This window comes from Nocardia brasiliensis ATCC 700358, assembly GCF_000250675.2.
Lineage (GTDB): Bacteria > Actinomycetota > Actinomycetes > Mycobacteriales > Mycobacteriaceae > Nocardia > Nocardia brasiliensis_B.
This window is the reverse complement of the sequence record NC_018681.1, coordinates 8,211,012-8,236,599: the sequence shown is the minus strand read 5'-3', so window position 1 is coordinate 8,236,599 and position 25,588 is coordinate 8,211,012. Positions and strand designations below refer to the sequence as shown.

The 25,588-nt window shown below is 69.1% G+C and carries 26 protein-coding genes and 2 pseudogenes; 14 read left to right on the top strand and 14 right to left on the bottom strand.

All coding sequences use genetic code 11. The features are described from left to right. Positions 1 to 1,065 carry a methyltransferase gene (locus O3I_RS36770; protein ID WP_014988124.1) on the bottom strand — a complete coding sequence of 355 codons (1,065 nt, stop codon included), beginning with the start codon at positions 1,063 to 1,065 and terminating at the stop codon, positions 1 to 3. An 80-nt stretch (positions 1,066 to 1,145) separates the two neighbouring features. Then, a complete protein-coding gene (locus tag O3I_RS36765) occupies positions 1,146 to 1,973 on the bottom strand; it encodes a helix-turn-helix domain-containing protein (RefSeq protein ID WP_014988123.1) in 828 nt (275 codons plus the stop codon). Positions 1,974 to 2,050: 77 nt separating this feature from the next. Between O3I_RS36765 and O3I_RS36760 the strand changes: the two are divergent. Then, positions 2,051 to 3,073 (top strand): annotated as a pseudogene (locus tag O3I_RS36760) (glycosyltransferase 87 family protein); the annotation flags it as partial. 224 nt (positions 3,074 to 3,297) lie between these two features. On the opposite strand, the gene O3I_RS46695 reads toward O3I_RS36760, so the two are convergent. Next, positions 3,298 to 4,500, bottom strand: a complete 1,203-nt coding sequence (locus tag O3I_RS46695; protein ID WP_014988122.1) for an MFS transporter — start codon at positions 4,498 to 4,500, stop codon at positions 3,298 to 3,300. Positions 4,501 to 4,583: 83 nt separating this feature from the next. Between O3I_RS46695 and O3I_RS36755 the strand changes: the two genes are divergently transcribed. The 3 genes from O3I_RS36755 (at position 4,584) to O3I_RS36750 (ending at position 6,664) form a co-directional block, all read left to right on the top strand. Beyond that, complete coding sequence (locus tag O3I_RS36755) at positions 4,584 to 5,474, top strand: LysR family transcriptional regulator (RefSeq protein ID WP_014988121.1); 891 nt, start codon at positions 4,584 to 4,586, stop codon at positions 5,472 to 5,474. 59 nt (positions 5,475 to 5,533) lie between these two features. Then, on the top strand, positions 5,534 to 5,704 hold the full coding sequence (locus O3I_RS45800) for a hypothetical protein (protein ID WP_167829199.1): 171 nt from the start codon (positions 5,534 to 5,536) through the stop codon (positions 5,702 to 5,704). Positions 5,705 to 5,797: 93 nt separating this feature from the next. Further along, on the top strand, positions 5,798 to 6,664 hold the full coding sequence (locus tag O3I_RS36750) for an SDR family NAD(P)-dependent oxidoreductase (protein ID WP_014988119.1): 867 nt from the start codon (positions 5,798 to 5,800) through the stop codon (positions 6,662 to 6,664). 18 nt (positions 6,665 to 6,682) lie between these two features. Here O3I_RS36750 and O3I_RS43460 read toward each other — a convergent pair whose 3' ends face one another. After that, on the bottom strand, positions 6,683 to 7,411 hold the full coding sequence (locus O3I_RS43460) for a C40 family peptidase (protein WP_014988118.1): 729 nt from the start codon (positions 7,409 to 7,411) through the stop codon (positions 6,683 to 6,685). Positions 7,412 to 7,661: 250 nt separating this feature from the next. Further along, positions 7,662 to 8,570, bottom strand: coding sequence for a LysR family transcriptional regulator (locus O3I_RS36740; protein ID WP_014988117.1), 909 nt, complete (start codon positions 8,568 to 8,570; stop codon positions 7,662 to 7,664). An 85-nt stretch (positions 8,571 to 8,655) separates the two neighbouring features. Here O3I_RS36740 and O3I_RS36735 point away from each other — a divergent pair. Then, positions 8,656 to 8,955: pseudogene (locus O3I_RS36735) on the top strand (aminotransferase class III-fold pyridoxal phosphate-dependent enzyme); the annotation flags it as partial. Here the strand turns inward: O3I_RS36735 and O3I_RS36730 are convergent. After that, complete coding sequence (locus O3I_RS36730; protein WP_014988115.1) at positions 8,912 to 9,868, bottom strand: YeiH family protein; 957 nt, start codon at positions 9,866 to 9,868, stop codon at positions 8,912 to 8,914. The pseudogene O3I_RS36735 and the gene O3I_RS36730 overlap by 44 nt on opposite strands. 145 nt (positions 9,869 to 10,013) lie before the next feature. Here O3I_RS36730 and O3I_RS36725 point away from each other — a divergent pair, with 145 nt between their 5' ends. Together O3I_RS36725 and O3I_RS36720 are read left to right on the top strand one after the other, a co-directional pair. Beyond that, entirely contained in the window at positions 10,014 to 10,943 is a 930-nt protein-coding gene (locus tag O3I_RS36725) for a LysR substrate-binding domain-containing protein (RefSeq protein WP_041563106.1), read from the top strand. A 70-nt stretch (positions 10,944 to 11,013) separates the two neighbouring features. After that, the gene (locus O3I_RS36720; RefSeq protein WP_014988113.1) at positions 11,014 to 11,490 is read left to right on the top strand and encodes a Dps family protein; all 477 of its coding nucleotides are present in this window, start codon (positions 11,014 to 11,016) and stop codon (positions 11,488 to 11,490) included. Between the two features lie 10 nt (positions 11,491 to 11,500). Here the strand turns inward: O3I_RS36720 and O3I_RS36715 are convergent, their stop codons facing one another. Next, on the bottom strand, positions 11,501 to 12,304 hold the full coding sequence (locus O3I_RS36715; RefSeq protein WP_014988112.1) for an SDR family oxidoreductase: 804 nt from the start codon (positions 12,302 to 12,304) through the stop codon (positions 11,501 to 11,503). Positions 12,305 to 12,549: 245 nt separating this feature from the next. Between O3I_RS36715 and O3I_RS36710 the strand changes: the two genes are divergently transcribed. After that, complete coding sequence (locus tag O3I_RS36710) at positions 12,550 to 13,977, top strand: three-helix bundle dimerization domain-containing protein (protein WP_237748196.1); 1,428 nt, start codon at positions 12,550 to 12,552, stop codon at positions 13,975 to 13,977. On the opposite strand, the gene O3I_RS36705 is transcribed toward O3I_RS36710, so the two are convergent. Next, entirely contained in the window at positions 13,968 to 14,684 is a 717-nt protein-coding gene (locus O3I_RS36705) for a TetR/AcrR family transcriptional regulator C-terminal domain-containing protein (RefSeq protein WP_014988110.1), read from the bottom strand. The genes O3I_RS36710 and O3I_RS36705 overlap by 10 nt on opposite strands. 81 nt (positions 14,685 to 14,765) lie before the next feature. Between O3I_RS36705 and O3I_RS36700 the strand changes: the two genes are divergently transcribed. From O3I_RS36700 to O3I_RS36690, 3 genes are all read left to right on the top strand, one after another. Beyond that, positions 14,766 to 16,355 (top strand): FAD-dependent monooxygenase, encoded by a 1,590-nt coding sequence (locus O3I_RS36700; RefSeq protein WP_041563105.1) that lies wholly within the window; start codon positions 14,766 to 14,768, stop codon positions 16,353 to 16,355. 103 nt (positions 16,356 to 16,458) lie between these two features. Continuing rightward, positions 16,459 to 16,896, top strand: a complete 438-nt coding sequence (locus O3I_RS36695; protein WP_014988108.1) for a hypothetical protein — start codon at positions 16,459 to 16,461, stop codon at positions 16,894 to 16,896. Positions 16,897 to 16,924: 28 nt separating this feature from the next. Next, positions 16,925 to 17,686 (top strand): alpha/beta fold hydrolase, encoded by a 762-nt coding sequence (locus O3I_RS36690; protein WP_202804901.1) that lies wholly within the window; start codon positions 16,925 to 16,927, stop codon positions 17,684 to 17,686. Positions 17,687 to 17,688: 2 nt separating this feature from the next. Here O3I_RS36690 and O3I_RS36685 read toward each other — a convergent pair whose 3' ends face one another. From O3I_RS36685 to O3I_RS36670, 4 genes are all read right to left on the bottom strand, one after another. Next, positions 17,689 to 18,240, bottom strand: a complete 552-nt coding sequence (locus O3I_RS36685; protein WP_014988106.1) for a hypothetical protein — start codon at positions 18,238 to 18,240, stop codon at positions 17,689 to 17,691. Positions 18,241 to 18,415: 175 nt separating this feature from the next. Continuing rightward, entirely contained in the window at positions 18,416 to 19,039 is a 624-nt protein-coding gene (locus tag O3I_RS36680; protein WP_014988105.1) for a DUF305 domain-containing protein, read from the bottom strand. 83 nt (positions 19,040 to 19,122) lie between these two features. Beyond that, a complete protein-coding gene (locus O3I_RS36675) occupies positions 19,123 to 19,686 on the bottom strand; it encodes a DUF6153 family protein (RefSeq protein WP_014988104.1) in 564 nt (187 codons plus the stop codon). Between the two features lie 54 nt (positions 19,687 to 19,740). Then, positions 19,741 to 20,328, bottom strand: coding sequence for an AMIN-like domain-containing (lipo)protein (locus O3I_RS36670; RefSeq protein ID WP_041563104.1), 588 nt, complete (start codon positions 20,326 to 20,328; stop codon positions 19,741 to 19,743). A gap of 164 nt (positions 20,329 to 20,492) precedes the next feature. Between O3I_RS36670 and O3I_RS36665 the strand changes: the two genes are divergently transcribed. The 3 genes from O3I_RS36665 (at position 20,493) to O3I_RS36655 (ending at position 23,372) form a co-directional block, all read left to right on the top strand. Continuing rightward, complete coding sequence (locus O3I_RS36665) at positions 20,493 to 21,098, top strand: hypothetical protein (protein WP_014988102.1); 606 nt, start codon at positions 20,493 to 20,495, stop codon at positions 21,096 to 21,098. A 119-nt stretch (positions 21,099 to 21,217) separates the two neighbouring features. Next, complete coding sequence (locus tag O3I_RS36660) at positions 21,218 to 22,369, top strand: class I SAM-dependent methyltransferase (RefSeq protein WP_014988101.1); 1,152 nt, start codon at positions 21,218 to 21,220, stop codon at positions 22,367 to 22,369. Between the two features lie 139 nt (positions 22,370 to 22,508). Then, a complete protein-coding gene (locus tag O3I_RS36655; RefSeq protein WP_014988100.1) occupies positions 22,509 to 23,372 on the top strand; it encodes a Bax inhibitor-1/YccA family protein in 864 nt (287 codons plus the stop codon). Positions 23,373 to 23,431: 59 nt separating this feature from the next. Here the strand turns inward: O3I_RS36655 and O3I_RS36650 are convergent, their stop codons facing one another. Together O3I_RS36650 and O3I_RS36645 are read right to left on the bottom strand one after the other, a co-directional pair. Then, a complete protein-coding gene (locus O3I_RS36650; RefSeq protein WP_014988099.1) occupies positions 23,432 to 24,652 on the bottom strand; it encodes an acetyl-CoA C-acetyltransferase in 1,221 nt (406 codons plus the stop codon). Positions 24,653 to 24,692: 40 nt separating this feature from the next. Further along, complete coding sequence (locus O3I_RS36645) at positions 24,693 to 25,583, bottom strand: SGNH/GDSL hydrolase family protein (RefSeq protein ID WP_014988098.1); 891 nt, start codon at positions 25,581 to 25,583, stop codon at positions 24,693 to 24,695. Positions 25,584 to 25,588 lie beyond the last annotated feature (5 nt).

The window sequence follows — 25,588 nt, the reverse complement described above, 5'->3', positions numbered from 1 at the left end:
TCAGTGGTCGGCGGCCACGGCTTCGAGCAGCGAGTAGGGCGCGGCCGCGAGCAGCGGTGTCACCGCGGTGAGCCGCAGCCCCGCCCGCGCGCACAGGTCCGCGAAGTCCGCGCGGGTGCGTTCCCGGCCGCCGACATTGACCAGCATGTTGAGGTCGCTGAGATAGGTGATCCCGCCGTCGGCGCTGTCGGCGGCGGGATCGACGACAGCGGGCAGCACCGGCTCCACGATCAGCACGAGACCGTCCTGCGGCAGCGCCTCGCGGCAGTGCCGCAGGATGGTGACGGCCTGTTCGTCGGTCCAATCGTGCAGCACGCTCTTGATCAGGTAGAGGTCCGACCCCGTCGGCACCGCACGGAAGAAGTCACCGGCGCCGAGCGTGCACCGATCACTGACACCGTTGTCCGCCAACGTTTTCGGTGCTTGGGCCAAACCCTCCGCGGTATCGAAGACGACGCCGCGCAGCGCCGGATGCGCGGCCAGCACCGCGGCGAGCAAGGTGCCGTCGCCGCCGCCGACATCGGTGACCGAGTGGAACCGGCCGAAATCGAACGCTGTCGGCAACGCGGCGGCGGTCTCCGCGACGGCCTGGCTCATCGCCGCGTTGAATTCGGCGGACAGCTCGGGACGTTCGGCGAGATGACTGAAGAAATCGGTGCCGAACACTCGGTCGAACGCGATGTCGCCGGTGCGGATGCTGCCGTCCAGATGCTCCCAGGCCCGGATGATCGCCGGGTCGGTGAACATGCGGACGAACGACGTCAGCGACTCCGGGTTGCCCGGATCGAGCAGTGCCCCTGCCGAAGTCGAGGTGAAGGAGCCCGGGTCGTGTTCGGTCAGCAGTCCCAATCCGGCCAGCGCACGCAGCAGCCGGAGCGTGGGTTCGGGCGCGGTCCCGGCCGCCGCGGCCACCTCGGCGGCCTGCCGCGGCGTGCTGCCGAGCAGCGGAACTATCTGCAATTCGATTGCGCTGCGCAGGGTTTGCGCGGCGAAACTGCCGAAGGCGAGCCGTACGATCAGGTCGCGATCGGCGCTTTCGGTGGCTCGGACATCGGTGTCTGGCATGGGTGTCTTCCTGTCTTCTCGGGTTGGCAACGCGCACAACGCAGTACGAAAGCGCAGCGATACGAATGGGAGCCGGGGACTCAGCCGGCGGAGGTGACCCGCCCGGCCAGCGCGCTCGGCGTGCAGCCGGCCAGCGCGAGCAGGTCCCGGTTCAGGTGCGGTTGATCGGCGTACCCACAGCTCACGGCGACTTCACCGGCGGTCTTGCCCGCGCGCAGCGCGCGAGCGGCGTGGTCGAAACGGACCAGCATGGCGGCGCGTTTGGGGGACAGGCCGATCTGATCATTGAACCTGGCCCACAACCGCTTTCGGCTCCAGCCGCAGGACGCGGCGAGGTCGTCCACCCGGATCTGACCGCGGTGGGCGACGATGGTGTCCCACGAGGTCGCGACCTCCGGCGCCATCGGCGGCGCCGCCGCGCCCCGCTGCAGGAGGAACGCACGCGTCAGGGCGAGCCGCTGCGACCAGCTCGCGGCGTCGGCGAGCTGCTCGCGCAGCCGTCGCTCCTGCGGCCCCCACAGCTCCCCGAGCTCGGTGACGGACCCGTTCAGTTCGCGCGGCGAGACGCCGAGCAGGCCGTAGGCGGCCCGCGGCGACAAACGCACCTCGACGCATTCGACGTGTTCCCCGTGGATACGAGCCGGGCCGGGCGACAGCGTGGCGACGAAACTCGGCAGCGCCCGGGATCCGGCCGCACCGTGCACCGTGACCGGGTTGTCCCCGATGCCGACGATGACGACGACCGTGGGCTGCGGCAGCACCCGCAGGTCCAGCCCGGCGCCCGCGCGATCGCGGAACCCGGCCATCAGCACGCCGTCGAGGGCGGCCTCGGCGGTCGGATGCACGACCTCCCAGCCGTCCTCGACATCACGGTCAATGGGGACGGTCCCCACCTCGTAGCTGCGCATATCTCTACTGTCGCCGATGTCGCGGTGTCCTGTCTTGAACAAATGTTCCCAGGAGATACCCAGGTGGCCCCGGTGGAATGCGCGCCGGGATGCCACTACCGTGGGGTGGCGCAAACGGAGTCCGATCGCTGGGAGTGAGTTTGTCGTCATCGACGATCGAGAACATCGAGACGTCGTCTGTGGCCGAGCAGCACGAGCCGCGCACTATCGCACCGGTGGTGTGGTGGGCGATCGTCGCCGCCGGGTTCGTCGCGGGTGGTTATTACCTGGTGCAGGTGCTCGAGCACCGGCAGGTGATGCTGCATCTGATGGATTTGAGCGTCTATCAGATCGCCGGGGACCGGGTGAGCCACGGGGTTTCGGTCTATGACAGTCCGTTGCTCGGCAATACCCGCGGCGTCTGGGAGTTCGTCTACACGCCGTTCGCCGCGCTGCTGTTCGTCCCGCTGCGCTGGCTGCACGGCGACCTGTACACGCTCGTCGGCGGGTTCGGGAACTTCGCCATGCTGGCCGGCTCCTGCTGGGCGGCGCTGTCGCTGCTCGGCTACCGGCGCGACCTGCGCCTCGCGGTCGCGGCCGGCTCGATCGGCGGCCTGCTGCTGTGGTGCGAGCCGATCCGGCAGACCATGGCGTTCGGGCAGATCAACATCCTCCTGTTGCTGCTCGTCATCGCCGACCTGGCCCTGCCCGACACGTCGCGGTGGAAGGGCGTGCTGACCGGTGTCGCCGCGGGCATCAAGCTGACACCCGCCTTCTTCGTGCTGTACCTACTCGTCACCCGGCGCTACCGGGCGGCCGCGACGGCGGCGGGCGCGTTCGTCGCCACGGTGGCGGTCGGTTTCGCTGTGCTGCCGAAGGATTCGGTGACCTTCTGGGGTGGCGCGTTCATCGATCCGGCCCGCGTCGGCGAGCCCGCCAACCTGTCGAACGAGTCCTTGCGCGGCATGATCGCCCGCTCGGTCGGCGTCGCAGGCGCGCACCAAGTGCTGTGGCTGGCCGGGGCGGCGGCGCTGGCGGCGATCTGTCTGTACCTGGCACGCCGGCTGTCGCTGTCCGGACGTGAACTGCCCGCCGTGGTGTGCGTCGGCGTCACGATGACGGCGGTGTCGCCGTTCAGCTGGGTGCACCATTGGGTTTGGCTCGCACCGTTGCTCATCTACCTGGGCGATCTGGCGTTGCGCCGCGGTGGCCTGGTCGTGCCGTCGGCGTTCGTGGTGACGGCGCTCTTCGTCTCCGGTGGCGTCCTGGCGTTTCTCGATCCGACGCTGGTGAGCGTGTTCGACTATGCCGCGCGCGGACATCCGGTCCTGTTCTACCGCAACGCCTACATCTGGCTGACCGTCGCACTGTTCGCGGCAATCGCCCTGGCTCTGCGTCGTAGCGCGAACCCGGCGGCCACCATCCCGGCCGAGAGCACCGCGGACAACGTCAAAGCGCCGGTGGCCCCGTAGTTTTCGAGAACGACGGCGTAGACCAGCGGTGCGGCGGCGGAGAGCAGAAAGCTGGGCAGCAGCAGTCGTCCGACGCGGGCCCCGTAGCCGTGCGCCGGAAACAGGGCCAGCGGCAACGTGCCCCGGGTGATGGTGGCCAGCCCGTTTCCGGCGCCGTACAGCGCGGCGCAGGCCGCGGCGAGCACCAGCATCCGCCCGCCGCCGAAGCCGACGAGAAACGAGAACAGCAGCAGCGCAAGGGAGATCAGGTTCAGATCCGGTGCCGCCAAGCTTCGTCCGAACAACACGTCACCGAGCCGGGCCGCGGACTGGGCGATGCCGCGCAGGGTCGACACCCACACCGCGGTGCCGACCGCCAAGCCGAGGCCGGTGAGTATGCCGATCAGATGGGCGGACAGTCCCGAGGCCAGAAAGCCCACCCCGGTCATGATCGCCGCATATAAGACCGCCGCAACGCGGTCATCGCGTGCGGCGGCAACGGGTGCGGCTGCGGGAGTGCGGGTTTCGACCGGTAGCGGCCCGTGGCGCGGTATCGCGAGATGCATCGGCAGGGTCGACAGCGCGAACCCGGCATAGACGAGCACTGCACCGCGCCAGCCCAGCGCCTCGGCCAGACCGTGACCGATCGGCCAGAACACTGTGGACGCCAACCCGCCCAGCAGCGTGATCTGCGACATCGGCCGTTTCGCGTGGCCGCCGCCGAGGCAGGCCAGCGTCGCGAACGCGGCATCGTAGAGCGTGCACCGCATGGCCGCGCCCAGCACGATCCACGAAAGGTAGTACCAGCCAACGGTGCTCGTCGTGGCGACACCCGCGCAGCCCAGCCCCGCCAGCACCGAACCGGTCGCGAGGACGGGCCTGCCGCCGAACCGGTCGATGCAGCGGCCGACCAGCGGCGAAGCGCAGCCCATCACCAGCAGCGCCACTGAAAACCCACCCTGGACCCGGGTTTCGCTCCAACCGAGATCCGCACCGATGCCGCCGCCGAAGATGCCCACGAGGTAGTAGGTGACGCCCCAGCAGACCAGCTGGGAAACACCGAGGAAGCGCACCGCCTTTCGCAGCTTCGCGTCCATGGGGCCCTCCGCTTCGCCGACACTGTGGTTCGACGATAAGCAATGCTGATGACTCTGATACAGGACATAAGAAGGGCTTGGGTATGGGCGCGCTGGACCTCGATCAGCTGCGCACGTTCGTGCAAGTCGTCGAGTGCGGCAGCTTTTCGCGTGCGGCGCAACGGTTGGGCATCACCCAGCCGGCCGTCAGCCTGCGCCTGCGGCAACTCGAAAACCGTTTGGGCGTAACTCTGCTGGAGCGGGTAGGTCGACAGGTGCGCCCGACCGCGGCCGGGGCCGAACTGCTGGCGCACGCGGCACGGATCGAAGACGCGGTGTCGGTCGCGGTGGACAGCCTCGCGCACTACACGGAGGGCACTGCCGGGCGAGTCCGGCTCGGTACCGGCGAGACCGCGTGCGTGTACCTGCTGCCGCCGGTCCTGCGCGGGTTGCGTGGCCGGTTCCCGGCGCTCGACCTCATCGTGCACACCGGTAACACCGACGCTCTGCTGCACCTGCTCGCGGAGAACCGCATCGACCTGGGTTTGCTCACCATGCCCATTCCCGGCCGCGCCTTCGAGGTGACCCCGGTCCGGCAGGACGAATTCGTACTGGTCGCGGCTGCGGACGCCGCCGCGCCGCCGGCCAGGACCACAGCCGCCGCGCTCGCGTCTCGGCCGCTGGTGCTGTTCGATCCCGGCGGTAACACACGCCGACTCGTCGATCGATGGTTCGCCGCCGCGGGACACACCGTCAAGCCGGTGATGGAATTGGGCAGTGTGGCCGCGATCAAGGAATTGGTCGGCGCGGGTCTCGGCTACGCGATTCTGCCGCGCATGGCATTGCCCGCTCGCGACGACGGGCGCTTGACGGCCCGCTCGCTGACTCCGCCGCTGCACCGAACCATCGCCGTGGTCCTGCGCCGGGACAAACCCCGCACTCGGGCCCTGTCCGCTGTAGTCGATGCGCTGACCACCCCCGACGCACAGCGCTGACCGACGGCTTCGCGTCGCGCCCGCGGCCGCGGTGCGGTGGACCGAGCTATCGTGGATTCGTGGGTGTAATGGGAGAACTGTTTCCGGGCCAGAAGCTGGCCGACGAGGGCAGCGAAGACAGTGCCGGGCAAGGGCACCGTCCCCGCGTCGATGTAGACCTGGAGGCCGGTGTGGTCCGGTTGTCCGGTACGGCCCCGCGTACCGCGGACGAGCCTGCCGAAGACGCCTGAATCGCTCGAGTTCTTACCTGGCTTTGCCGCTCGTCTCGCATTCTTCTGACGTCCGCCCCGCAGCATGGGTCGTGACGAAAGGAAGTGCCCGCCATGAGCATCTCGTTATCGACCGAATCGACCCGCGCACTCTCCACCCTGCCCGCCGAGGTGACGGACTACTGGGCCGGACGCCACGTGGTGGTGACCGGCGGCAGTAGCGGCATCGGACTGGAGGTGACCGAACTGGCCTTGGCCATGGGCGCCAGGGTCAGCGTCGTCGCGCTCGAAGACCATGCCCTGCGGCGTCTTTCCGAGGAAGCGGACCAGCAGAACCGTCCACTGGCGGTGTTCGCCGCCGACGTCACGCGCAAGGAGCAGGTCGGCGCCGCCGTCGACGCGGCACGCGCGCGGCACGGCGCGATCGGCGCGGTGATCGTGTGCGCGGGTATCGCCAAGCCGGACTATTTCGACCGGCTCGTCGATGCCGACTTCACCAGACATATGGAGGTCAACTACTTCGGTGCGCTGCATGCGATCCGAGCGGCGCTGCCCGATCTCGACGCGGGCACCGGGAGCAGCATCACGGTCATCTCGTCCCTGGCGGGCGTGCTGCCCTGTTTCGGTTACGGCGCATACAGTCCCAGTAAGTTCGCCGTGCGCGCGCTGTGCGAGGTATTGCGCCAAGAACTGAAACCGCGCGGCATCACCGTCACCGTCGTCCTGCCGCCCGATGTCGACACCCCGCAACTGGCCGCCGAGGCGGCGACCAAGCCGCCGGAGCTGCGCGCGCTGAGCGCCGGAACACCCATCAGCGCAGGCGAAGTCGCGCACGCCCTGCTGATCGGCGCGGCGCGCGGTCGCGCCACGGTCGTGCCCTCGCCGGCCGCCCGGCTGACGCGCTGGCTCGCGGGTGTGGTCCCCGGCCTGCTGGCCTGGGTGATGGATCGCCGGATCGCTCGTGTCCAGCGCAACCGCTGAGCGGGTTACCCGGATGTGCTAGTCGCGGAAGCGGCAAGCACCGGCGAACGGCATCGTGTCCATCGAGGATTCGGTGACACCGGTGCCGTAGGTCGAGGCGTGGATGACCTTGCCGTCACCGGCGTACAGCGCGGAGTGGCCGCCGCCGTAGAACGACACCAGGTCGCCGGGCTGCAATTCGTCTCGTGCGACCGGGGTTCCGGCGGCGAGCTGGTCGTAGCTGGTGCGTGGCACGTCGACGCCGGCCTGCTCGTAGGACCACTGGACCAGGCCGGAGCAGTCGAACGAGTCGGGCCCCGCGGACGCGCCGTAGTCTGCGCCGAGCTTGGTACGGGCGGCCTCGACCGCGACCTCGCCGGGCGACTTCAGCGGAGTCTCGTGCAGTAGTGGCTCATTCGGCATGGTGATGCCGGGAAAGCCTGCCAGGCTGGGGTATTCGAAGCCGGGAATCTCCGGCAGCGTGAATTCGATGCCGAAGGCGGAGAACTCGGTCGGGGCGGGAGCTGCGATCGGCGCGCTCTCCGGCTGCGGTGCCGGGTTTCCGGGAATTCCTGCGGGAAGGGGTAATTCGTCCGGCACCTGCACGGTGCCGATGCCCGGCACGGTGATCGGTTGTGCCGCTGCTGTTCCGGAGGTGACCAGCAGTGCGGCGAGTGCGCCTGCGAGGGTCACGCCTGCGGCGAGTGCCCACCAGAGCACTCGGCGCAGGAAGCGGGTAGTTCGGACGTCGTCGGTCTGCGATGCCATGATCAAGTCCTCCGATGGTCGTCTCGAAGGCTCCGGCGGGTCGCGCGACGCCGCATCTGATGGCGAAACCGGACTGCACCAAAGTCTTCGAATACATTCGAGAACATCACGGTGATCTATGTCCAAGCGGATCCGATTTACAATCATCGGGCATAAATCGAAGATGGCGAATTCAGACACACAGTAAAACTATAACGAAACGATAACTAAGTATTAGATAGTCGAAATTAGCTGGTTTACCCGCGGTTTCTCACTCGGCGATGGCGCCGCCGACCGGCAGTTCTCCGGTGCTGCGCAGCGCCGCGAGCACGGTGTGCACCGCGGATCGGGGTGGTGCGCCCCGCCGGATGACGGCCGTGATCGTCCGGGTCACCGGGCTGCTCAACTCCCGGGTGGTGACCTGGTAGCGCGGGTCGACGGCGAGGCCGGGCAGCAGCGTGATCGACAATCCGGCTTCGACATGTTGCAGCGTCATCAGATAGTTGCTGAAGCGGCACACGACGCGGGGTTCGAAGCCGGATTCGCGGCAGAGCCGAGTCGCCAGGTTCGCCATATACGACTTCGGCATATCGAAGGCCCACGGCTCGTCGGCGTAGGCGGCGAGATCGGCGGGCCCGCGCGCGGACCGGCCCGGCGGCAGTACGAGCACGATCGGATCGGTCGCCAGGGGCACGATGTCGATGTCCGGGCCGAGCGGCTGCTCGACGAAATCCGTTGTGGTGATGATGATATCGGCGTCGCCGACGCGCAGCGCGCGCATGCTCTCGTGCGGTTCCAGCTCGTGCAGTTCCACCTCGATGTGCGGATGGGAGATTGCGAGCCGGCGCACCGCGGGCACGCAGAGGGAATGGATGGCGCTTTGGAAGGCGCCGAGCCGGATCAAGCCGACCGGCTCGTCGCCGAGGCCGCGTAGTTCGGCTTCCACGGTGCCCATGTGGTCGAGCAGCGCGCGGGCACGGCGCGCGAGCAGCAGTCCCGCCGGGGTGAGCCGGACCCGGCGGCCGGTGCGTTCCAGCAGCCGGGTCCGGGTTTCGGCCTCGAGCACCGCGAGCTGCTGGGAGACGCTGGACGGGCTCAGGTTCGCCGCCTGCGCCACCGCGCGCACGGTGCCGAGGGTGTCCAGCTGGCTGAGCAGGCGCAGTCGCCATGGGTTGAGCATGGGTCCATTGTTGTTCGGCTCAGCCGTACAGCACAGCCGGAATTGTGAGATGGACGTGTCGCTCGCGCCGCCTTACCGTCGGTGCATGGCTTCCTCCACCGCCGCGCCACTGTCCGCGACCGAATTCTGGCGTGATGCCGACCGTCATCTCGTGCGCTACGCGGGTGCGGGCGCCTTCAGTCCGGAGATCATCTCCCGGGCCGCCGGGAGCTTTCTATACACCGAAAGTGGCAGGGAGATACTGGATTTCACGTCCGGTCAGATGAGCGCGATTCTCGGGCACGCGCATCCGGAGATCGTCGCGACGGTCCGGCGGCAGGTGGGCGAGCTCGACCACCTGTTCAGCGGCATGCTGAGCCGCCCGGTCGTCGACCTGGCCCGCCGGCGCTGCGCAGCTGCCGCCAGGTGAGCGAGGTGCCGATCGAGGCGAGGACCGCGGCGATCAGCCACGCGCTGAGGTGGGCGAGCGCCGGAGCCGCCGCGTCGGGCAGCACGCCGAGTCCGGCGATCACCGAGGCGACGAGGAACAGCACCACGAACAGTGGAAAAGAGTGCAGGACGGTGCTTTTGGCGCTCGCGTCGGTATCGGTGCGGCGCTTGGTGAAATAGAGCCCCAGGCACATCGGCACGATCATCAGGCTGCGGACGAGTTTCACGATCACCGCGAAGTGCGCGGCGGCGGGACCGAACATCACCCCGGCGGCGAGCACCGACGAGGTGTCGTTGATCGCGGTGCCTGCCCACAGCCCGAACGCTTCCTGGGACAGGCCGAGCACGCGGCCCAGTGGCGGATAGGCCAGCACGGCAACGACATTGAAGACGAAGATGGTGCCGAGCGCGTACGCCACCCGGTCCCGGTGTGGTTTCAGCACCGCCGTCGCCGCGGCGATCGCCGAAGCGCCGCAGATCGTCGTGCCGACGGCCACCAGTGTCGCCGATTCCCGTTCCAGCGCAAGCATTCTCCCGATGACGACCGCGGCCGTCGCGCCGACCACCAGGGTGCCGATCAGGACCACGGCGGTGTCCCGCCCGACCGTCAGCACCGATCCCACCGGCAGCCCCAGGCCCAGCAGCACGATCGCGGCCCCGAGAAGCCGCTTCCTGGTCGCGATCAAGCCTGCTCCGAACCGGCCCGTATCCGAAACCGCCCCCCGCCCAACGGCACTGACCACCGCGCCGATGACCAGTGCGAGCACCGGAGCGCCGATCACCGGCACCATGCGACCGAGCAGGGTGGCCACCGTCGCTATCCCCGCCGCCAGCAGCAAACCCGGCCCGAACCGTCTGAAGCGTGTCACCCCTACAACATTCGATCCGCCCGAGAACCCGCAGTACCCACCGATCCGGCACTACCTCATAACCGGAACTGATAAGCGCGGCTGATGGGGGTGTGTGCCGTTGTGGGGATGTCGGAGTGGTCGTCGTCACACATAATCGATGGTTATGAGGCTACCGCCGGGGACACCAGAGTTGGACGTGCTGGATCTGCTGGTGTCCGTGGCGGAACTGGGCAGTCTGGGGGCTGCGGCGCGGCAGCACGGGATCAGTCAGCCCGCGGCGAGTATGCGGGTCAGCGCGTTGGAGCGGCGATTGCGGTTACGGCTGCTGGATCGCGGCCCGACCGGGTCGGAGCTGACCGAGGCCGGGCGCTCGGTGGTGGCGCACGCCCGGCTGGTGCTGGAGGCCGCGCGGTCCTTCAACGCCGGGGTGGCGGCGCTGCACGCGGCGGAGGTGCCCCATTTGCGGGTCGCGGCCTCGAAGACCATCGCGGATCATCGGATTCCGCAGTGGCTCAACGCCTTGCGTGCCAGCTGCCCCGAGGTGGCGGTATCGCTGGAAGTGGACAACACCAGGCACGTCGAGGCGCTGGTCCGCGACGGGGTGGCCGATATCGGGTTCGTGGAGGGACCGCATCCGCCGCCCGGTCTCGGCAGCCGGGTGCTCGGCGCGGACGAACTGGTGGTCGTCGTGGGGCAGTCGCACCCGTGGGCGCGCCGCCGGAAACCGGTGACGCTGCGTGAGCTGGCGACGACGCCGCTGCTGTGGCGCGAGCAGGGCTCGGGGACCAGGGACACGGTGTGGGAGATCCTCGGGGCGGAGTGCCAGCCGGCTCGGCCCGCGGCGGAACTGGGGTCCGCGGTCGCGATCTGTGCCGCCGCGCGCTCGGCCGTCGCGCCCGCGGTGCTGAGCCGGTTGATCGCGGCCGGCGACCTGGCCAGCGGCGCCCTCGTCGAGGTGTGCGTGGCCGGGCCGGTGGTGCTGAGCAGGAAGTTCCGGGCGATCTGGCGCAAACAGACGCCACCGGCCGGCGCGGCCGGGATCCTTGCCGCACATGCCGCGCGACTCGAGTCACATGGCGCGCGTCACTGGTGAGCGGGGGATTCAGCGCCGCGGATCGGGGTAGGCAGTCGGTGACATGGCTCCGACAAGAAAGGCGTGAACGATGACTCAGCCCATCACCAGCACCCTCGACCCGGAACAGCAGAAGATCACGGGGGAGACGCTGCGCGCCACGGTGGTCGACCTGATCGATCTGTCCCTGATCGCGAAGCAGGCGCACTGGAACGTGGTCGGGCGGAACTTCCGGTCGGTGCACCTGGCGCTGGACGAATTGGTGACGGCGGCGCGCGACTTCACCGATGCGGCAGCCGAGCGGGCCACCGCGATCGGCGTCAGCCCGGACGGCCGGGCCGAGACCGTCGCCAAGGAGTCGGGCGCGGCGGGCTTCCCCGACGGCTGGCAGCAGGACACCGAGGTCATCAGCCAGGTCGTGGCGAACCTCGCAGCGGTGATCACCCGGCTGCGCGAGCGGATCGAGACGACGGAGAAGGCCGACCCGGTGACCCAGGATCTGTTCATCGGCTTCGCTGCCCGGCTGGAGCAATTGCACTGGATGTGGCAGGCACAGCTGGCGAGCTGAGTGCGACGGACTACCGCGACAGGCCGTGCACGCGGGCGATCAGTCGCTCCAGCACCGTGCGCGGCAACAGTCGCCGTACCCCGAACATGACGGGCGCATTGCTGCCCACGGCGTAGAGCGGTTGCGGGCGGTCGGCTTCGATCGCCCGCACGATGGTGTCTGCGACTTTGTCCGCGGTGATCCCTTTTCCTTGCGCCTCATCGAGTTTCGCGATGAGGCGGGTGAAGTCTGCGGTGTGCGGCGACCCTTCGTCGAGGTACTTGGTCCGCCGTTCGCGCAGCCCGGTGTTGATCTGGCCCGGCTCGACGGTGGTGAGCCACACGCCGAACGGCGACTCCTCGAACCGCGCCGCCACCGCGAAGCCCTTCAGCGCCGCTTTGGTCGCGCCGTAGGACGAGCGATACGGCATCGGGAAGCTGGCGATCATCGAACCCACCATCACCACCCGGCCGTAGCGGCGCTCGCGCATGCCGGGCAGCACCGCCTGGGTGAGTGCGATCGGCCCGAGCACGTTCAGCCGGAACAGTCGCTCCACCGCATCCGTCGGTAGTTCGGCCAGCGGCCCCGCCTGGCTTTCGCCCGCATTGTTGACCAGCACGTCGACCTCGCCGAGCCCCGCGACGAACGCCGCGATCGAGGCGTTGTCGGTCAGGTCGAGCGCGCGATATTCCACGCCGGGCACCTGCGCGTCGGGCTCGATGCCCTCGGGTTTGCGGCTGGTCCCGATCACGCGATAGCCGCGCGTCACCAACGCCGCGGCCGTCGCCTTCCCGATCCCCGACGAAGCACCGGTGACAACTGCGGTCCGACCCATGAGCATCTCCTTGTTCCGCGACTGCTGCCGACGATAGCCCTTCGACGCATCCGCGCGCTCGGGCCGACTCGGCAAACGCGAGTGCAACGGGGGATGGCGCCCCGGCGAGGTTGTCCTGAATTTCTGCGCGCAGGCCCGTTCGGCCGCCTTTTCCCTGCCTCGGTTGCGGCTAGGGTTGGCCGGCGCGACAGACCGGGCGGGCCGTCGCGAGACGTGATCCGATGGACGTGCCGAGGAGATTTGTGGTGGTTGCCGACACTGTTCGGGAGGAACAGGCGATCCGTCAGATGACGGAGCGGTTGGTCGAAAACTTCGGTGGCACATACTCGGCCGAACACATCGAAGCCGTGGTGGGGGCGGGACGCAGGCGGTTCGAAGGACATCCGGTGCGCCAGTTCGTGCCGATTCTGGTCGAGCGGTTCGCGCGCCGGCAGCTGGCGCCCGAGGCGAGCACGCCGACACCGGCCGCGTCGGTGGGAAAGGTGAAGACGCGCAGGGGAAATGCCGCGCCCCGCGACGCCTCGCCCGAGTCGGTGGAATCCGACGATCTGCGTGAACCGTGGTCGGCGAGTAAGCGTTTCGTGCCCGCCGTCGTCGGCGCGGTGGTGGCCGCGCTGGTCGTGGTGACCGTCGTCGCTGTGGCATTGGCGGTGCGGCAGCCGAACTCGTCGTCGACGACCGCCGCGCCGGTGGCCCCGCTCGCGGTGGTGCGCGGTGTGATCGGCTCGGAGAAGATGTCGTTCTTCCAGGATCCGAAGGTGATCGACGCGCTCGCGCGCCACGGCCTGCGGGCGGAGGTGGATTCGGCGGGTTCGCGGCAGATCGCCACGTCGGTGGATCTGGCGAAGTACGACTTCGCCTTTCCGTCCAGCGAGCAGGCCGCCGAGCGAATCCAGCGGCAGCGCAACGTGAGTACGAAGTACATCCCGTTCTCCTCGCCGCTGGCCATCGCGACGTTCACACCGATCGCCGACCTGCTGGCCAAATCCGGTGTGGTGCACCAGGGTCCGGTGCCGACCTTCGACATGGGGCCGTACCTGCGGATGGTCGGCAACAACACGCGGTGGGATCAGCTCGCGGCGAACGACGTGTACCCCACGAGCAAGAATGTGCTGATCTCCACGACCGATCCGCGCAGCTCCAACTCGGCCGCGATGTACCTCGCCATCGCGGGCTACGTCGCGAACAACAACACCATCGTGCAGGGCGGTTCCGCCGAGGAGAACATCTTGCCCACGGTGGCACGGCTTTTCGTCGGCCAGGGGTACACCCAGAGCAGTAGCGAGGGGCCGTTCGAGACCTACCTCGCGACCGGGATGGGACCGACGCCGCTGGTCTGGATGTACGAGGCGCAGTTCATCGACGCCGCGGTGCGCGGGCTGCTGAAGCCCGAGATGACGATGCTGTACCCGACGCCGACCATCCTGTCCCGGCACACGCTGGTGCCGTTCGGCGAGCCGGGCGACCGGATCGGGCGGCTGCTGGCCACCGACCCCGAATTGCAGCGGCTGGCCGCCGAACACGGCTTCCGCACCGGTGCTGCCGCCCAGTTCGCCGCGGTGGCGGCGGAGCACAACGTGCGAGTCGCGCCCGACCTGGCCGACGTGATCACCACGCCCACCTTCGATACATTGGAGCGGCTGCTCGACGGAGTCGGCAAGTCCTACAACTGATCCGGTCGACGGGCGGCGATCCCGTCGAGCACACAGTCCAGTCCGAACGTGAAGCGCTGCGCCGCATCAGGATCGGCCGCCTCGCGCACCCGCCTGGCGAACTCGGGATAGTCGCCGCTGTCGAGGACGCCGCGAATATAAGGCGCGACCGACTGCTGCCACTGCGCCTCGGTGAGTCCCGTTCGGCGCTGGGCCTTTTCCTCGGCCAGTTGCTGGGCCACGGCACCGAAGACATAGGCCTGGACGGTGTCGACGATGGCCGCCGCGAGGGTGATGTCGCGGGTGAACGACCCAGCCGCCTCGAGCGCGATGTCATGCAGTCGTAGCGAATTCGCGCCGAGCGCGGGCCTGCCGGTGAGTTCGGTGCCGAGCCACGGATGCCGGATCAGGGTCGCGCGGGTGTGCTCGGCCACGGCCCGCAGGTCAGTGCGCCAGTCACCCGTGAGCGCGGGCAGCGGCGCTGCGCCGTGCACCGCGTCGATCATCAGGTCGAGCAGATCGTCGCGCCCCGCCACATAGCGGTACAGCGACGCGGTGCCGGAGGCGAGCGCGCTGGCGACCCGGCGCATGGACACCGCGTCGAGGCCCTCTCGATCGGCGATTTCGACGGCGGTGCGCACGATGCGGTCCACGCTGGGGGCGCGGCGGCTGGGGGCGCGCTGCGCCTTGGTCCAGACCAGCGCGGCCGGCGGCGGCGAGTTCGTCATCGTTTCCCTTCGTTGCGATCCGTCGCTAGCTATGGCTACAGTGTATCCATATTGAGGACGGTGTATCCATAAGGAGTGCGGATGACTGACACGAGAGTTCCCGTGCTGATCGTGGGTGGCGGGTCGGTCGGACTGTTCGCGGCGGTTTTCCTGGCGCAGCGGGGCATCGCGGCCCTCGTGGTCGAGCAGGCGGCGGAGCGATCGATCCATCCCCGGGCCACCGGGCTCGGGCCGCGCACCATGGAATTCCTGCGTCAGGCGGGGCTCGCCGATGCGGTCGACGCGCTCGCGGTGGACATGTCGGGCGGCAGCCTCGGCAAGCTCTCCGGTCCGACGCTCGCCGAAGTGCAACTGCCGGACGGCCCGGCTGCGCCACCCACCTGGACCGGGTGGGGTCCCGGTCAGATCGGCCCGGCGATGATCCGCGGCATCTGCGCGCAGGACCGGCTGGACTCGGTGCTCGCTCCCGCCGCGATGGAATACGGTGCCACCCTGCGGTATTCGGCCCAGGTGGGATCGGTCGAACAGGATGAGTCCGGCGTCACCGCGCAGCTGGACGACGGCACGACCGTCCGGGCCGAGTACCTGATCGCCGCCGACGGCGTCCGCAGCGGTATCCGCGCCGCACTAGGCATCGGCACGACCGGCCCCGGGGCCCTGGGGAATCCGAAGATGAGCATGCTCTTCCGGGCCGACCTGGGCCCCTACACGCGAGGTCGGCACTTCACCACCTGCGATGTCACCGGTCCGGTGCCGGGCATGTTCGTGACGGTGGACGGCGCGAAAGACTGGATCTTCCATACCGATTACCGCCCGGAGGACGGTCAGTCGGCCGAAGACTTCACCGCGGAACACTGCCGGGCTCTGATCCGCGCGGCCGTCGGCGACCCGGCGCTGGAACTCGAGATACTGAGCCGGTTGCCTTGGCGCGCACGGGGTTTACTCGCCGACGAGTTTCAGGTGGGCCGGATCTTCCTCGTCGGCGATGCGGCGCACGCGGTGCCGCCACAGGGCGCGTTCGGGCTGAACACCGGCGCGGCCGACGCGCACAATCTCGCGTGGAAGCTGGCCGCGGTGCTGCGCGGGCAAGCCGGACCCGGCCTGCTGGCGACCTACGCGACCGAGCGGCGATCGGTCGCGTCCGACACCTTGGCGCAGGCGCTGCTGCGGGTGGCTCACCCGCGATTGCACTGGGACGCCAGCCCGACAGCCGGACCGGCGCGGGCCGCCGTCGGCATGGCGGCCGCTCCGGTGGTGCAACTCGGGTACCGCTACGACTCGGCGGCCGTGATCGACCCCGATCCGCGGTTGCCGGGCACCGAGGACGTGGCGCTGGTACTGGACGGCACCCCGGGTTCGCGACTTCCGCATCTCTGGATCGGCGACCAACGCTCGACGCTGGACCTCGTCGGCGCGAATGTCGTTCTGCTCGCCGGTTCCGACGGCGCGGCGTGGGTGCGGGCAGCCGAGCAAGCTGCGGCAAATCTGGGAATCCCGGTGGCGGCCACCGTGATCGAAGTGCCGGAATGGCCGTCGCGGGCGGGCATCGACGCTACGGGCGCGGTCCTCGTCCGTCCCGACCAGGTCATCGCCTGGCGCAGCAGGGAGATGGTGGCGGAACCGGCAGAGCGCCTCGGGTCGGTGCTGCGGCAGCTACTCGACCGGTGCTGAGCCGCGGCGGTGCGTCTGCTGAGATGCGAGTGAAAGGTCGGTGAGACGTCCGGCCCGAAGTATCGGTGACAGCATCCGCTGTCCACTCCCGGAGGAACCGTCCATGAACCGCCGCACACTCTGCCCCCTCGCACTGGCCGCACTCGTCCTGGCGGCGGGCGCGGGTTGCTCCGACGACAGCGGCAGTGCCGCGAGCCCCGGCACGGTCGCCGGAACCACCAGCGCCGCAGTGGCATCCGCGGGTGCGCTGCCCGGCGACTACTGCCAGGCGACGGTGGAACTGTCGCGCAGCACCCGAGAGCTGAGCACGAAGGCGGAGATCAAGCCGGAGGAATACGCCAGGGCCGCCGACCAATTCGAGCAGTTGAAAGCCATCGCGCCCGCCGAGGCGGCCGGGGATCTCGGCACGATCGGTGCGAGTTACCGGGCCATCGCCGAGGGGAAGGCCACCATCGAGTCGGTCGGCCCCGACCTCGCCCGGGCGAGCCTGCACCTGGCCGAGGTCAACCGGACCAAGTGCCTGCCGCCCGCACCGCGGTGACGATCGATACAGTCAGCCCAGGAGGTCGATGATGGACGCACCGAATTCCGATATCCGGCTGCACGTGCACCGCTGGGGCGACGGGCCGCCGGTGGTCCTGGTGCACGGCAGTATTCTCGGCGGTCGCGAAACCTGGCGCGCCCAGCGCCCGCTGACCAGCCGGTGGACGCTGCTCGCCCCGGACCGTCCCGGGCACGGTGAAACGCCTTACGCCAGGCAGGATTTCGAGGCGGAAGCCCGATTGCTCGCGACCCAGCTGCTCGACCGGCCGGTCCATCTCGTCGGGCTGTCCTACGGCGGGATCGTCGCGATGTACGCCGCCGCGCAACGACCCGAGAATGTCCGGTCGCTGACCGTCGTCGAACCGCCGCTCTACGGCGTCGCACGGGGGAATCCGGAGGTCGACGCGATGAGCGCGGCCACCCGCGAGCTGATCGAGCGGGTCGACCGCGCGCCCGAGCTCGCGTTGCGGCAGTTCTTCGAGGTCGTCGGGGTGCCTGCCATGCCGGGCACGTCGATCCCGCCGGTCCTGGTGGCCGGGATGCGGCAGCTGCAGGGTGCGCGCCCGCCCGACGAAGCGGCACCGCCGCTGGACGTGCTGCGCGACGCGGATTTCCCGATCCTGGCGGTGTCCGGCGGGCACTCGGCGGCGTTCGAGGCGGTCTGCGACGCGATCGCCGAACAGACCGGTGGTGAGCGCGCGGTCTGTCCGGGCATGGGCCACCTGGTGCCGGACACCGGCGAGCCGTTCAACGCGCTGCTGGAGAAGTTCTTCGAGCGCGCCGCGTAGCGCTAGCGGGTGCCGTGGCCCGCGCAGGCCGCGAGCGCGGTGTCCTTGGTGGCATTGAACTTGTCGATGCTGGCGTTGAGCGTGTCGGTGTCCGCGCGCCGGGCCAGGGTGTCGGCGAGGGTGTTGGTGTCGTCGCGGTAGGCGTGCAGTACGTCCGCGATGTTCGACGGCACCTCCTTGGTCACCTTCTGGTCGACCGACCGCGCGCCGTCGTGCAGTGCGGTTACGGCGATATCGGCCTTGCCGTTCGCCTCCGGATCGTTGCGGCCGCGGTCGTTGGTCAGCCCGATGTAATCGTTGAAGGCCTGGACTGAACGGCCGTTGGCGGCCAGGAAGGCATCGCAGGCCGACCCGGTCGCGCGTTCGATGGCGGCGGCCCTGGCCGCGGACGCCGCGATCGAGGAGGCCGTGACCTCGGAGGTGTACGCGGCCAGATCGGTGCGATTCACCTCGGCAGTGCCGGAGACCTGCTGCGAACAGGCGCCGATGATCAGTACGCCCGCCGCGGTCGCCGCGCCCGCGGCGAGCAGTCCGGTCCGTTCGAGTCCGTGCATGTCGGCCCCTTCCCTCGACAGATCCGGCCGGGCCGGTGCTGCCCGATGCCGGACCTATCGACCGTACGTCGTGACGGGCGGGGTCGTCACCTGCACAGACCTGGATAGATGAGCAATCGATACCTACGGGCCGAGTGCACCGGGACGCGGAGGTCCCGGTGCACTCGGCACGGCGTCAGCTCTGGCCGAGCATGCCGCGCATGGTATCGATCTCCGTACGCTGGGCATCGATGATGCTGCGGGCCAGCGCCTTAGCGTCACTGTTCGTGCCGTCGGCGAGTTCGGTCTCGGCCATGGCGATCGCGCCGGTGTGATGCTCGATCATCATGGTCAGCCACTGCCGGTCGAAGTCAGGACCGGACGCGGCCTGCAGAGCGCTCATCTGCTCGGGTGTCATGATCCCCGGCATGTTGTGCCCGGTGTGTCCGCCGGTGCCCGGAGCGGGCTTACCGAAACTCTGCAGCAGCGTCGTGATCTGCTGCATCTCCGGGGCCTGCGCCTGCTCGACGCCGGTGGCGAGAGCCTGCAACCGCGGATTCTGGCTGCGGCTCGGCACCAGCTTCGCCATCTCTACCGCCTGCGCGTGATGCGGATACATCATCTGCAGGAAAGTGACATCGGCGTCGTTGAAGTCGGTGCGGGCCGCGGGCGCGCTCGACGACGCGGACGTGCTCGAACTGCCGTGATCCATGCCGGGCATGGTGTTCGAGTCGTCGTCGCTGCAGCCCGCGGCGAACAGTGCGGTGACGGTGGTGACCGCGGCGACGGCGGTCGTGATCCGGGTACGGCTGGTGAACATGGTTGTGCTCCTTGCGTATTGCGAATGACTGGGTTTCGGGCACGACGAAGCGACGACCGTTCGAGCGGTCGCCGGGATGTCTGTCAGATCCGCAGAATCGACAATTCGGCTAGGGAGAGCACGGTCCAGGGGGGTGCGCGTTCGCGCCGGGGCCGCCGGTGGCGTAGCGGGGCGACGGAGGTGCCCGCCCGGCCGACCGCCAGGCGGTAGAGCACGACCAGGGCCAGCAGCAGTGCGACGGCAGCCAGGATGAACACACAGCCGTGCATCGCGCCGTGGGTGCCGGAGCAGCCCGCGCCGCCGCAGTCCGGTCCGCTCGCGCCGTGCGCGCTGCCGGACTCGGCGCGGATCGGTCCTGCTGTAACCGCGTCGCCACGTCCGGTCGGCTGGAGTGCGACGGGGCCCGAGCCGGTGTGGTCGTTCCACCCGGTTGCCGCGGCAGCGATGACGGCGTCGGCTGCGTGCTCGCTATCGGGCATCGCAGCCGCCGGGACAACCTGCGCTGGGTGGCCGGTGGACTGAGCGTGTCCATGGGCGGGCATGGCGAAAACCGCCGTGTGCATGGCGACGATCCCGGCCAGAAGCACCAGCGCACGCAGCGCCCGGGCGAGCCCGGGTGCGGGAAGCGGTTGGCGCTGTTCGACCACGCGGCCAGTGTAATGACGGCCCGCCCGCCCCTTCGCAATACCCCCAGGTGGTACCTACTGCTTCGGGGTGGCGATGTCGACGACCAGGCGCGTCGGGTTGCTCAGCGTGCTGACGGAGAAGCCGGGCCGGTCGGCCTCGACGCCGATGAACGACTGCGTGGTCCCCTCGAACACGAGGGTCCGGTAGACGCCCGCGACGCCGGGCGCGCTCGGGTCGCGCGCCGGATCGGGGCCCGCGTACGGCGTGACCGCGCTGTCGAACGGATACGCCGAACCGAGGATCTGCACCTCGAGAATGGAGGTGCCGGCCACGTCGACCGCCTTGCCGCTGCCGTCCTGCACGGCCCGGTCGGTGTACTGCACGATCCAGCCCGGCGTGCCTGTGCCGCCGAGGTCGTAGACCACCCGGTCGAAGCCGGGCTGGTGGCCGATCCGGATATTGGTCACCGTGAGGCCCGCGTCGTTGGACGCGGTGCCGCGCTTGGGTAGTGCGTCGCGGGTGACCGGAGGCGCTTCGGCGAAGGTGCCGGTGGTGGTGGCGGAACTCGCGGCAGGGGTGTTCGCGGTGGATCCGTCGTCGCTGCCGCAGCCCGCGAGCAGCGCGGCCATCGCAACGACCGTCAACACCGTCCTGTTACGCATGTGGCTGATGGTAAACGCTGACCGCGGTGCTGCGCGGGATTTGCGGGTTTCTCGATGTTTGCCGTCGTCCGTCCGGGGCGCTGAACCAGCGCTCGGCCTGCCTCGTTGTTGTCGATGACCGGGCGCGTACCGCGCCCGGCCGATCGCTCCGGAGGGTACGAAAAATGTTGTCGATCAAACGCTTCCAGCCGGCAGCCGGGTCATTCGCCGCTGCCTCGGTGCTTCTCGCCGGTTTGCTGGGTGCGTGCGGTGGCCCCGCGCCGGAGCGACCCGCGTCCGCCGCGGCGCCACCCGTGGCCGTGTCGGCCGCCGCGCAGGCGCCCGCGGCGACGACGCAGAGCGAGGCGCCGGCCAAGACACAGGGCTGGTTGAAGATCTACCACGGCACCGCCCCGACCGGCGCGAATGCCGTGCAGCTCGCGGTCGCCGACAATGCTGCTGCCGGACAGCATGTTACGGCGGCCGGGCGTGCGGTGTATCGATTCGACAAGGACACCGCACGGCCGCCCGCCTCGAACTGTGCGGGTGACTGCGTCGCGAAATGGCCACCGGTGCTCGCCCAGCGTGGCCAAGCGATATACGTCACAGGCGTGGACCCGCAACTCGTCGGTTTCGTCGAACGTGCCGATGGCGCATGCCAAGTCACGATCGCGGGCTGGCCGGTCTACTTCTTCGCCGCCGACACGAAGCCCGGAGATCTGCTCGGGCAAGGCGTCGGTAGGGTGTGGCACGCGGTAACCCCTATCGGCGGCAAGGTAGGGGTCAACTGAGCTGAATAAGTTGCGCTGCTGGGCATTTCGCCCGACGCGCGGGACGCCACGCCGCACGGAACCGGCGAATTGCCGGGGGTCGATGTGACGTCAGGGCAACGATCTAGCACACTTGAGGCGTGACAGATGTCGAGGAGGTACTCAGCCGACTGCGGCGGTATCCGGATGTGGAGGCGCTAAACCTCTACGCCGTGGATGCCGCCGATCGGCTGATCCTCGACGTCGCCGCCGAGGCGCTGACCACCGATGATAGCGGAAAGATAGCTATCCTCGGCGACGCGTACGGCGCGCTGACCATCGGCGCCATCGCGGCGCACGACCTGCGCGACGTGCGGGTGCATCAGGATCTGCTCACCGGCGAGCTGGCGCTGGCCAACAACGCCCGCGCGCTGGGATTCGCCGACCGCTACACCGCGCACCCGCTCGGCGCCGGGCTGCTCGACGGTGTGCGCGTGGTGCTGCTGCGACTGCCCCGGGCGCTGGCCGGGCTGACCGAGGTCGCCGACGCCATCGCGCGCTACGCCGACCCGGACGTGGTGGTCTTCGCGGGCGGGCGGGACAAGTACCTGACCAAATCGATGAACGATGTTCTGGCGCAGTACTTTTCCGAGGTGCGGGCCAGCCGGGGCCGGCAGAAATCGCGGACGCTGCTGGTCACCGGGCCGAAACCGGTGGGCAGCCCGCCGTTTCCGGTGCGTGATCGGCTCGACGACCTCGACCTCGACGTGGTGGCGCACGGTGCGGCCTTCTCCGGCGCGCGTCTGGACATCGGCACGCGATTCCTGCTGCAACACCTGAAATGGATGAAACCCGATGCCCGCGAGGCGATCGACCTGGGTTGCGGCACCGGGATACTGGCCGTGGCGCTGGCGAAGGCACGTCCCGGCATCAAGGTGGTCGGCACCGATCAATCGGCCGCTGCGGTGGCCTCGGCCCGGGCGACGGTGGCCGTCAACGAGGTCGCCGATCGGGTGACCGTGGTGCGCGACGACGCGATGTCCTCGGCGGCCGCCAACAGCGCGGATCTAGTGCTGTGCAACCCGCCCTTTCATGTCGGCGCCGCCGTGCACACCGGATCGGCGATCAAGATGTTCGCCGAGACCGGCCGTGTGCTGCGGCCCGGCGGCGAGTTGTGGACGGTGTTCAACTCTCATCTGAACTATCGCGGGGTGATCGAGCGGATGGTCGGCCACACCGATGTGATCGGTCGCAACCGCAAATTCACGGTCACTCGGTCCGTGCGTGGTTTACACGACGCGCAGCAGCGGTAGAGTCCGAATTGTCCGCCTAGGTGCTGTTCCCGGGAAAACGCTTCCGGGAACTAGAACCGGGCAGTGAACGTTGGACCAAGCAGTTGGATGATCGAGCGAAAGCTCGGCGAACAGCGGCAACGACCAGAAAGGGACGCACGTGCGTACCACGAGCAATCCGGTTTTCAGAAACCTGCCTCGGCAAGAGGGCGGTGGCTACGCCAACTTCGGGTCGGGCGTCGCCGGCGCGGGACAGATGGGCCAGCAGTTCGGTAACCAATACGGACAGCAGTACCAGCAGCCGCAGCCCTATCAGCAGGCGCCCGCGGGCACCCGCGCGATGACCATCGACGACGTGGTCACCAAGACCGCCATCACGCTGGGCGTGCTCGCCCTGTCGGCGATCGTCTCCTATGGCCTCACCAACGCGAACACCTCGCTGGCACCGCTGTTCGTCATCGGCGGCGGCCTGATCGGCCTGGTGCTGGTGCTGATCGCGTCGTTCGCGAACAAGATGGACAACCCGGTCCTCGTACTCTCGTACGCGGTGTTCGAGGGTCTGTTCGTCGGTGCGCTGTCGTTCATGTTCACCAGCGTCGAGTTCGGCGGCGTCGGCGGTAGCGCGCTCATCGCGCAGGCGGTGCTCGGCACCTTCGGCGTCTTCGCGGGCATGCTGGTGGTCTACAAGACCGGTGCGATCCGGGTGACCCCGCGCTTCACCAGGATGATCGTCGGCGCGATGATCGGTGTGCTGGTGCTCGCGCTCGGCAACCTGGTCGCCAGCTTCTTCATCTCCGGCGGCCTCGGCCTGCGCGACGGCGGCCCGCTCGCCATCGTCTTCAGCCTGGTCGTCATCGCGATCGCGGCGTTCAGCTTCCTGCTCGACTTCGACGCCGCCGACCAGCTCATCCGCGCCCAAGCGCCGGAGAAGGCCGCCTGGGGCGTCGCCCTCGGCCTGACCGTCACCCTGGTCTGGCTCTACGTCGAGATCCTGCGGCTGCTGAGCTACTTCCAGCGCGACTGATAACCAGCCACAAACAAAAGACCCCCGGCCCGTTGGGCCGGGGGTCTTTTTCGTAATGACTAGCTCAGGCGCTCGATGACCATCGCCATGCCCTGGCCGCCGCCGACGCACATGGTCTCCAGACCGAACTGCTTGTCGTAGGTCTGCAGGTTGTTGAGCAGCGTGGTGGTGATACGGGCGCCGGTCATGCCGAACGGGTGGCCGAGCGCGATCGCGCCGCCGGAGACGTTCAGCTTGTCCTCGTCGATCTTCAGCTCGCGAGCCGAACCGAGCACCTGCACCGCGAACGCCTCGTTGATCTCGACCAGGTCGATATCGTCGATCGACTTGCCCGCCAAGGCGAGTGCGCGCTTGCATGCCTCGATCGGGCCGAGACCCATGATCTCGGGCGACAGGCCGGAGACGCCGGTGGAGACGATGCGGGCCAGCGGGGTCAGGCCCAGTTCCTTGGCCTTGGTGTCGCTCATGATGACGAGCGCGGCGGCGCCGTCGTTGAGCGGACAGCAGTTACCGGCGGTGACCGTGCCGTCCGGGCGGAAGACCGGCTTCAGCTGGCTGACCGCCTCGTAGGTGACGCCCGCGCGCGGGCCGTCGTCCTTCGACACCACAGTGCCGTCGGGCAGCGTGATCGGGGTGATCTCGCGCTCGAAGAAGCCGTTCTTGATCGCTTCCTCGGCCCGGTTCTGCGACCGCACGCCCCAGCGATCCTGCTCCTCACGGGTGATACCGGTGAAGCCGGCGACGTTCTCCGCGGTCTGGCCCATCGCGATGTAGGCGTCCGGGATCAGGCCGTCCTGGCGCGGGTCGTGCCACGCGCCCGCGCCGCCCTCGGCGGTCTTCGCGGTGCGCGCCTGCGCCTCGGCGAAGAGCTCGTTCTGCGTGTTCGGCCAGCTGTCGGCGGAACCGTTCTTGTACCGGGACACGGTCTCGACGCCCGCGGAGATGAACACCTCACCCTCGCCCGCCTTGATGGCGTGGAAGGCCATCCGGGTGGACTGCAACGACGACGCGCAGTAGCGGTGCACGGTGGTGCCCGGCACCAGGTCGTAACCCAGCTGCACGGCGACGATGCGGGCCATGTTGAAACCGGACTCGCCACCCGGCGAACCGCAGCCGAGAATCAGGTCATCGATCTGGTTGGGGTCCAGAGCGGGCACCTTGTCGAGTGCCGCGCGGACGATCTGGGTGGTCAGGTCGTCGGGCCGCATGTCGACCAGCGATCCCTTGGCCGCCCGGCCGATCGGGGAACGGGCAGTCGAGACGATGACAGCCTCAGGCATGAGGACTCCTTTGTCGGAGGGTACGAGCGAGCCCGCTTTGTTACTCGCGGGTTCTTACCGAATCTACGTCGCGCCCCGGGGCACGAGCACCCGGGGTCGGCTCGCCGAGCACCTCGAGCAGGACCGGAAGCAACTGTGCCGCGGCCAGTTCGTAGCCCGCCGCCGACGGATGGAAACCGTCCTCGGCGAACAGCAATTCGGGTTGGGCCCGGAATTCCGGTGCGAGCAGATAGCCCATCGGCACCGGGACGCCGCCCGCGACGGTGGTGGCCACGGTCTGCGCGCGGGCCAGGCGCAGACTCCAGTTGTGCACCACCGTGCGCAGCGGCTGTGGAATCGCGGTCACGGTACCGAGATTCGGGCAGGTGCCGACCACTACCACGGCATCGGCGCGGCTCAACCGGGCGACCGCGGCGGCCAGGCGGCGCGCGGAGGCTCGGACGGAGTGCTTTTTGGTGATGTCGTTGGCGCCGATGAGGATGACCGCCGCGTCCGGCGGTGGTCCCGCCACGAACATCGCGTCCACCTGACCGGACAGGCCCTTGGAGGTGGCGCCCGAGATCGCCTTGGTGCTCAATCGGATTCGTTGCTGCGTGGCTTGGGCGAGCCCGCGGGCCAGCCGCACCCCGGGGACCTCGTCGGCGACCCGGCAGCCGACGCCGGCCGCGGTGGAATCGCCGAAGACCATCAGGTGCAGGTCGGCCTGTTTGCCGGCGCGCCAGGGTTCCGGCGCCAGGCAGCCCGCGGTGTAGATGCCGTCCGCCTCAGGCGGTTTCGAGGTGTCGCGCCCGATCACGCCGCGTGCGGTACCCGCCTGCGCGGTGAGCAGTCGATAGGTGGCCCACCATGCGGTGCCTGCGCCGGAACCGGCCAGCACGGTCGCGGCACCGGTCACCGCTGCGGTCCGCCAGCCGACCCGTGGTGCGTTCACAGAAG

What these genes read in the sequence shown, in the direction of transcription:
- O3I_RS36770 (WP_014988124.1), bottom strand. Translation starts at nt 1,065, where the DNA reads ATGCCAGACACCGATGTCCGAGCCACCGAAAGCGCCGATCGCGACCTG.
- O3I_RS36765 (WP_014988123.1), bottom strand. Translation starts at nt 1,973, where the DNA reads ATGCGCAGCTACGAGGTGGGGACCGTCCCCATTGACCGTGATGTCGAG.
- O3I_RS46695 (WP_014988122.1), bottom strand. Translation starts at nt 4,500, where the DNA reads ATGGACGCGAAGCTGCGAAAGGCGGTGCGCTTCCTCGGTGTTTCCCAG.
- O3I_RS36755 (WP_014988121.1), top strand. Translation starts at nt 4,584, where the DNA reads ATGGGCGCGCTGGACCTCGATCAGCTGCGCACGTTCGTGCAAGTCGTC.
- O3I_RS36750 (WP_014988119.1), top strand. Translation starts at nt 5,798, where the DNA reads ATGAGCATCTCGTTATCGACCGAATCGACCCGCGCACTCTCCACCCTG.
- O3I_RS43460 (WP_014988118.1), bottom strand. Translation starts at nt 7,411, where the DNA reads ATGGCATCGCAGACCGACGACGTCCGAACTACCCGCTTCCTGCGCCGA.
- O3I_RS36740 (WP_014988117.1), bottom strand. Translation starts at nt 8,570, where the DNA reads ATGCTCAACCCATGGCGACTGCGCCTGCTCAGCCAGCTGGACACCCTC.
- O3I_RS36725 (WP_041563106.1), top strand. Translation starts at nt 10,014, where the DNA reads ATGAGGCTACCGCCGGGGACACCAGAGTTGGACGTGCTGGATCTGCTG.
- O3I_RS36720 (WP_014988113.1), top strand. Translation starts at nt 11,014, where the DNA reads ATGACTCAGCCCATCACCAGCACCCTCGACCCGGAACAGCAGAAGATC.
- O3I_RS36715 (WP_014988112.1), bottom strand. Translation starts at nt 12,304, where the DNA reads ATGGGTCGGACCGCAGTTGTCACCGGTGCTTCGTCGGGGATCGGGAAG.
- O3I_RS36705 (WP_014988110.1), bottom strand. Translation starts at nt 14,684, where the DNA reads ATGACGAACTCGCCGCCGCCGGCCGCGCTGGTCTGGACCAAGGCGCAG.
- O3I_RS36700 (WP_041563105.1), top strand. Translation starts at nt 14,766, where the DNA reads ATGACTGACACGAGAGTTCCCGTGCTGATCGTGGGTGGCGGGTCGGTC.
- O3I_RS36695 (WP_014988108.1), top strand. Translation starts at nt 16,459, where the DNA reads ATGAACCGCCGCACACTCTGCCCCCTCGCACTGGCCGCACTCGTCCTG.
- O3I_RS36690 (WP_202804901.1), top strand. Translation starts at nt 16,925, where the DNA reads ATGATGGACGCACCGAATTCCGATATCCGGCTGCACGTGCACCGCTGG.
- O3I_RS36685 (WP_014988106.1), bottom strand. Translation starts at nt 18,240, where the DNA reads ATGCACGGACTCGAACGGACCGGACTGCTCGCCGCGGGCGCGGCGACC.
- O3I_RS36680 (WP_014988105.1), bottom strand. Translation starts at nt 19,039, where the DNA reads ATGTTCACCAGCCGTACCCGGATCACGACCGCCGTCGCCGCGGTCACC.
- O3I_RS36670 (WP_041563104.1), bottom strand. Translation starts at nt 20,328, where the DNA reads ATGCGTAACAGGACGGTGTTGACGGTCGTTGCGATGGCCGCGCTGCTC.
- O3I_RS36665 (WP_014988102.1), top strand. Translation starts at nt 20,493, where the DNA reads ATGTTGTCGATCAAACGCTTCCAGCCGGCAGCCGGGTCATTCGCCGCT.
- O3I_RS36650 (WP_014988099.1), bottom strand. Translation starts at nt 24,652, where the DNA reads ATGCCTGAGGCTGTCATCGTCTCGACTGCCCGTTCCCCGATCGGCCGG.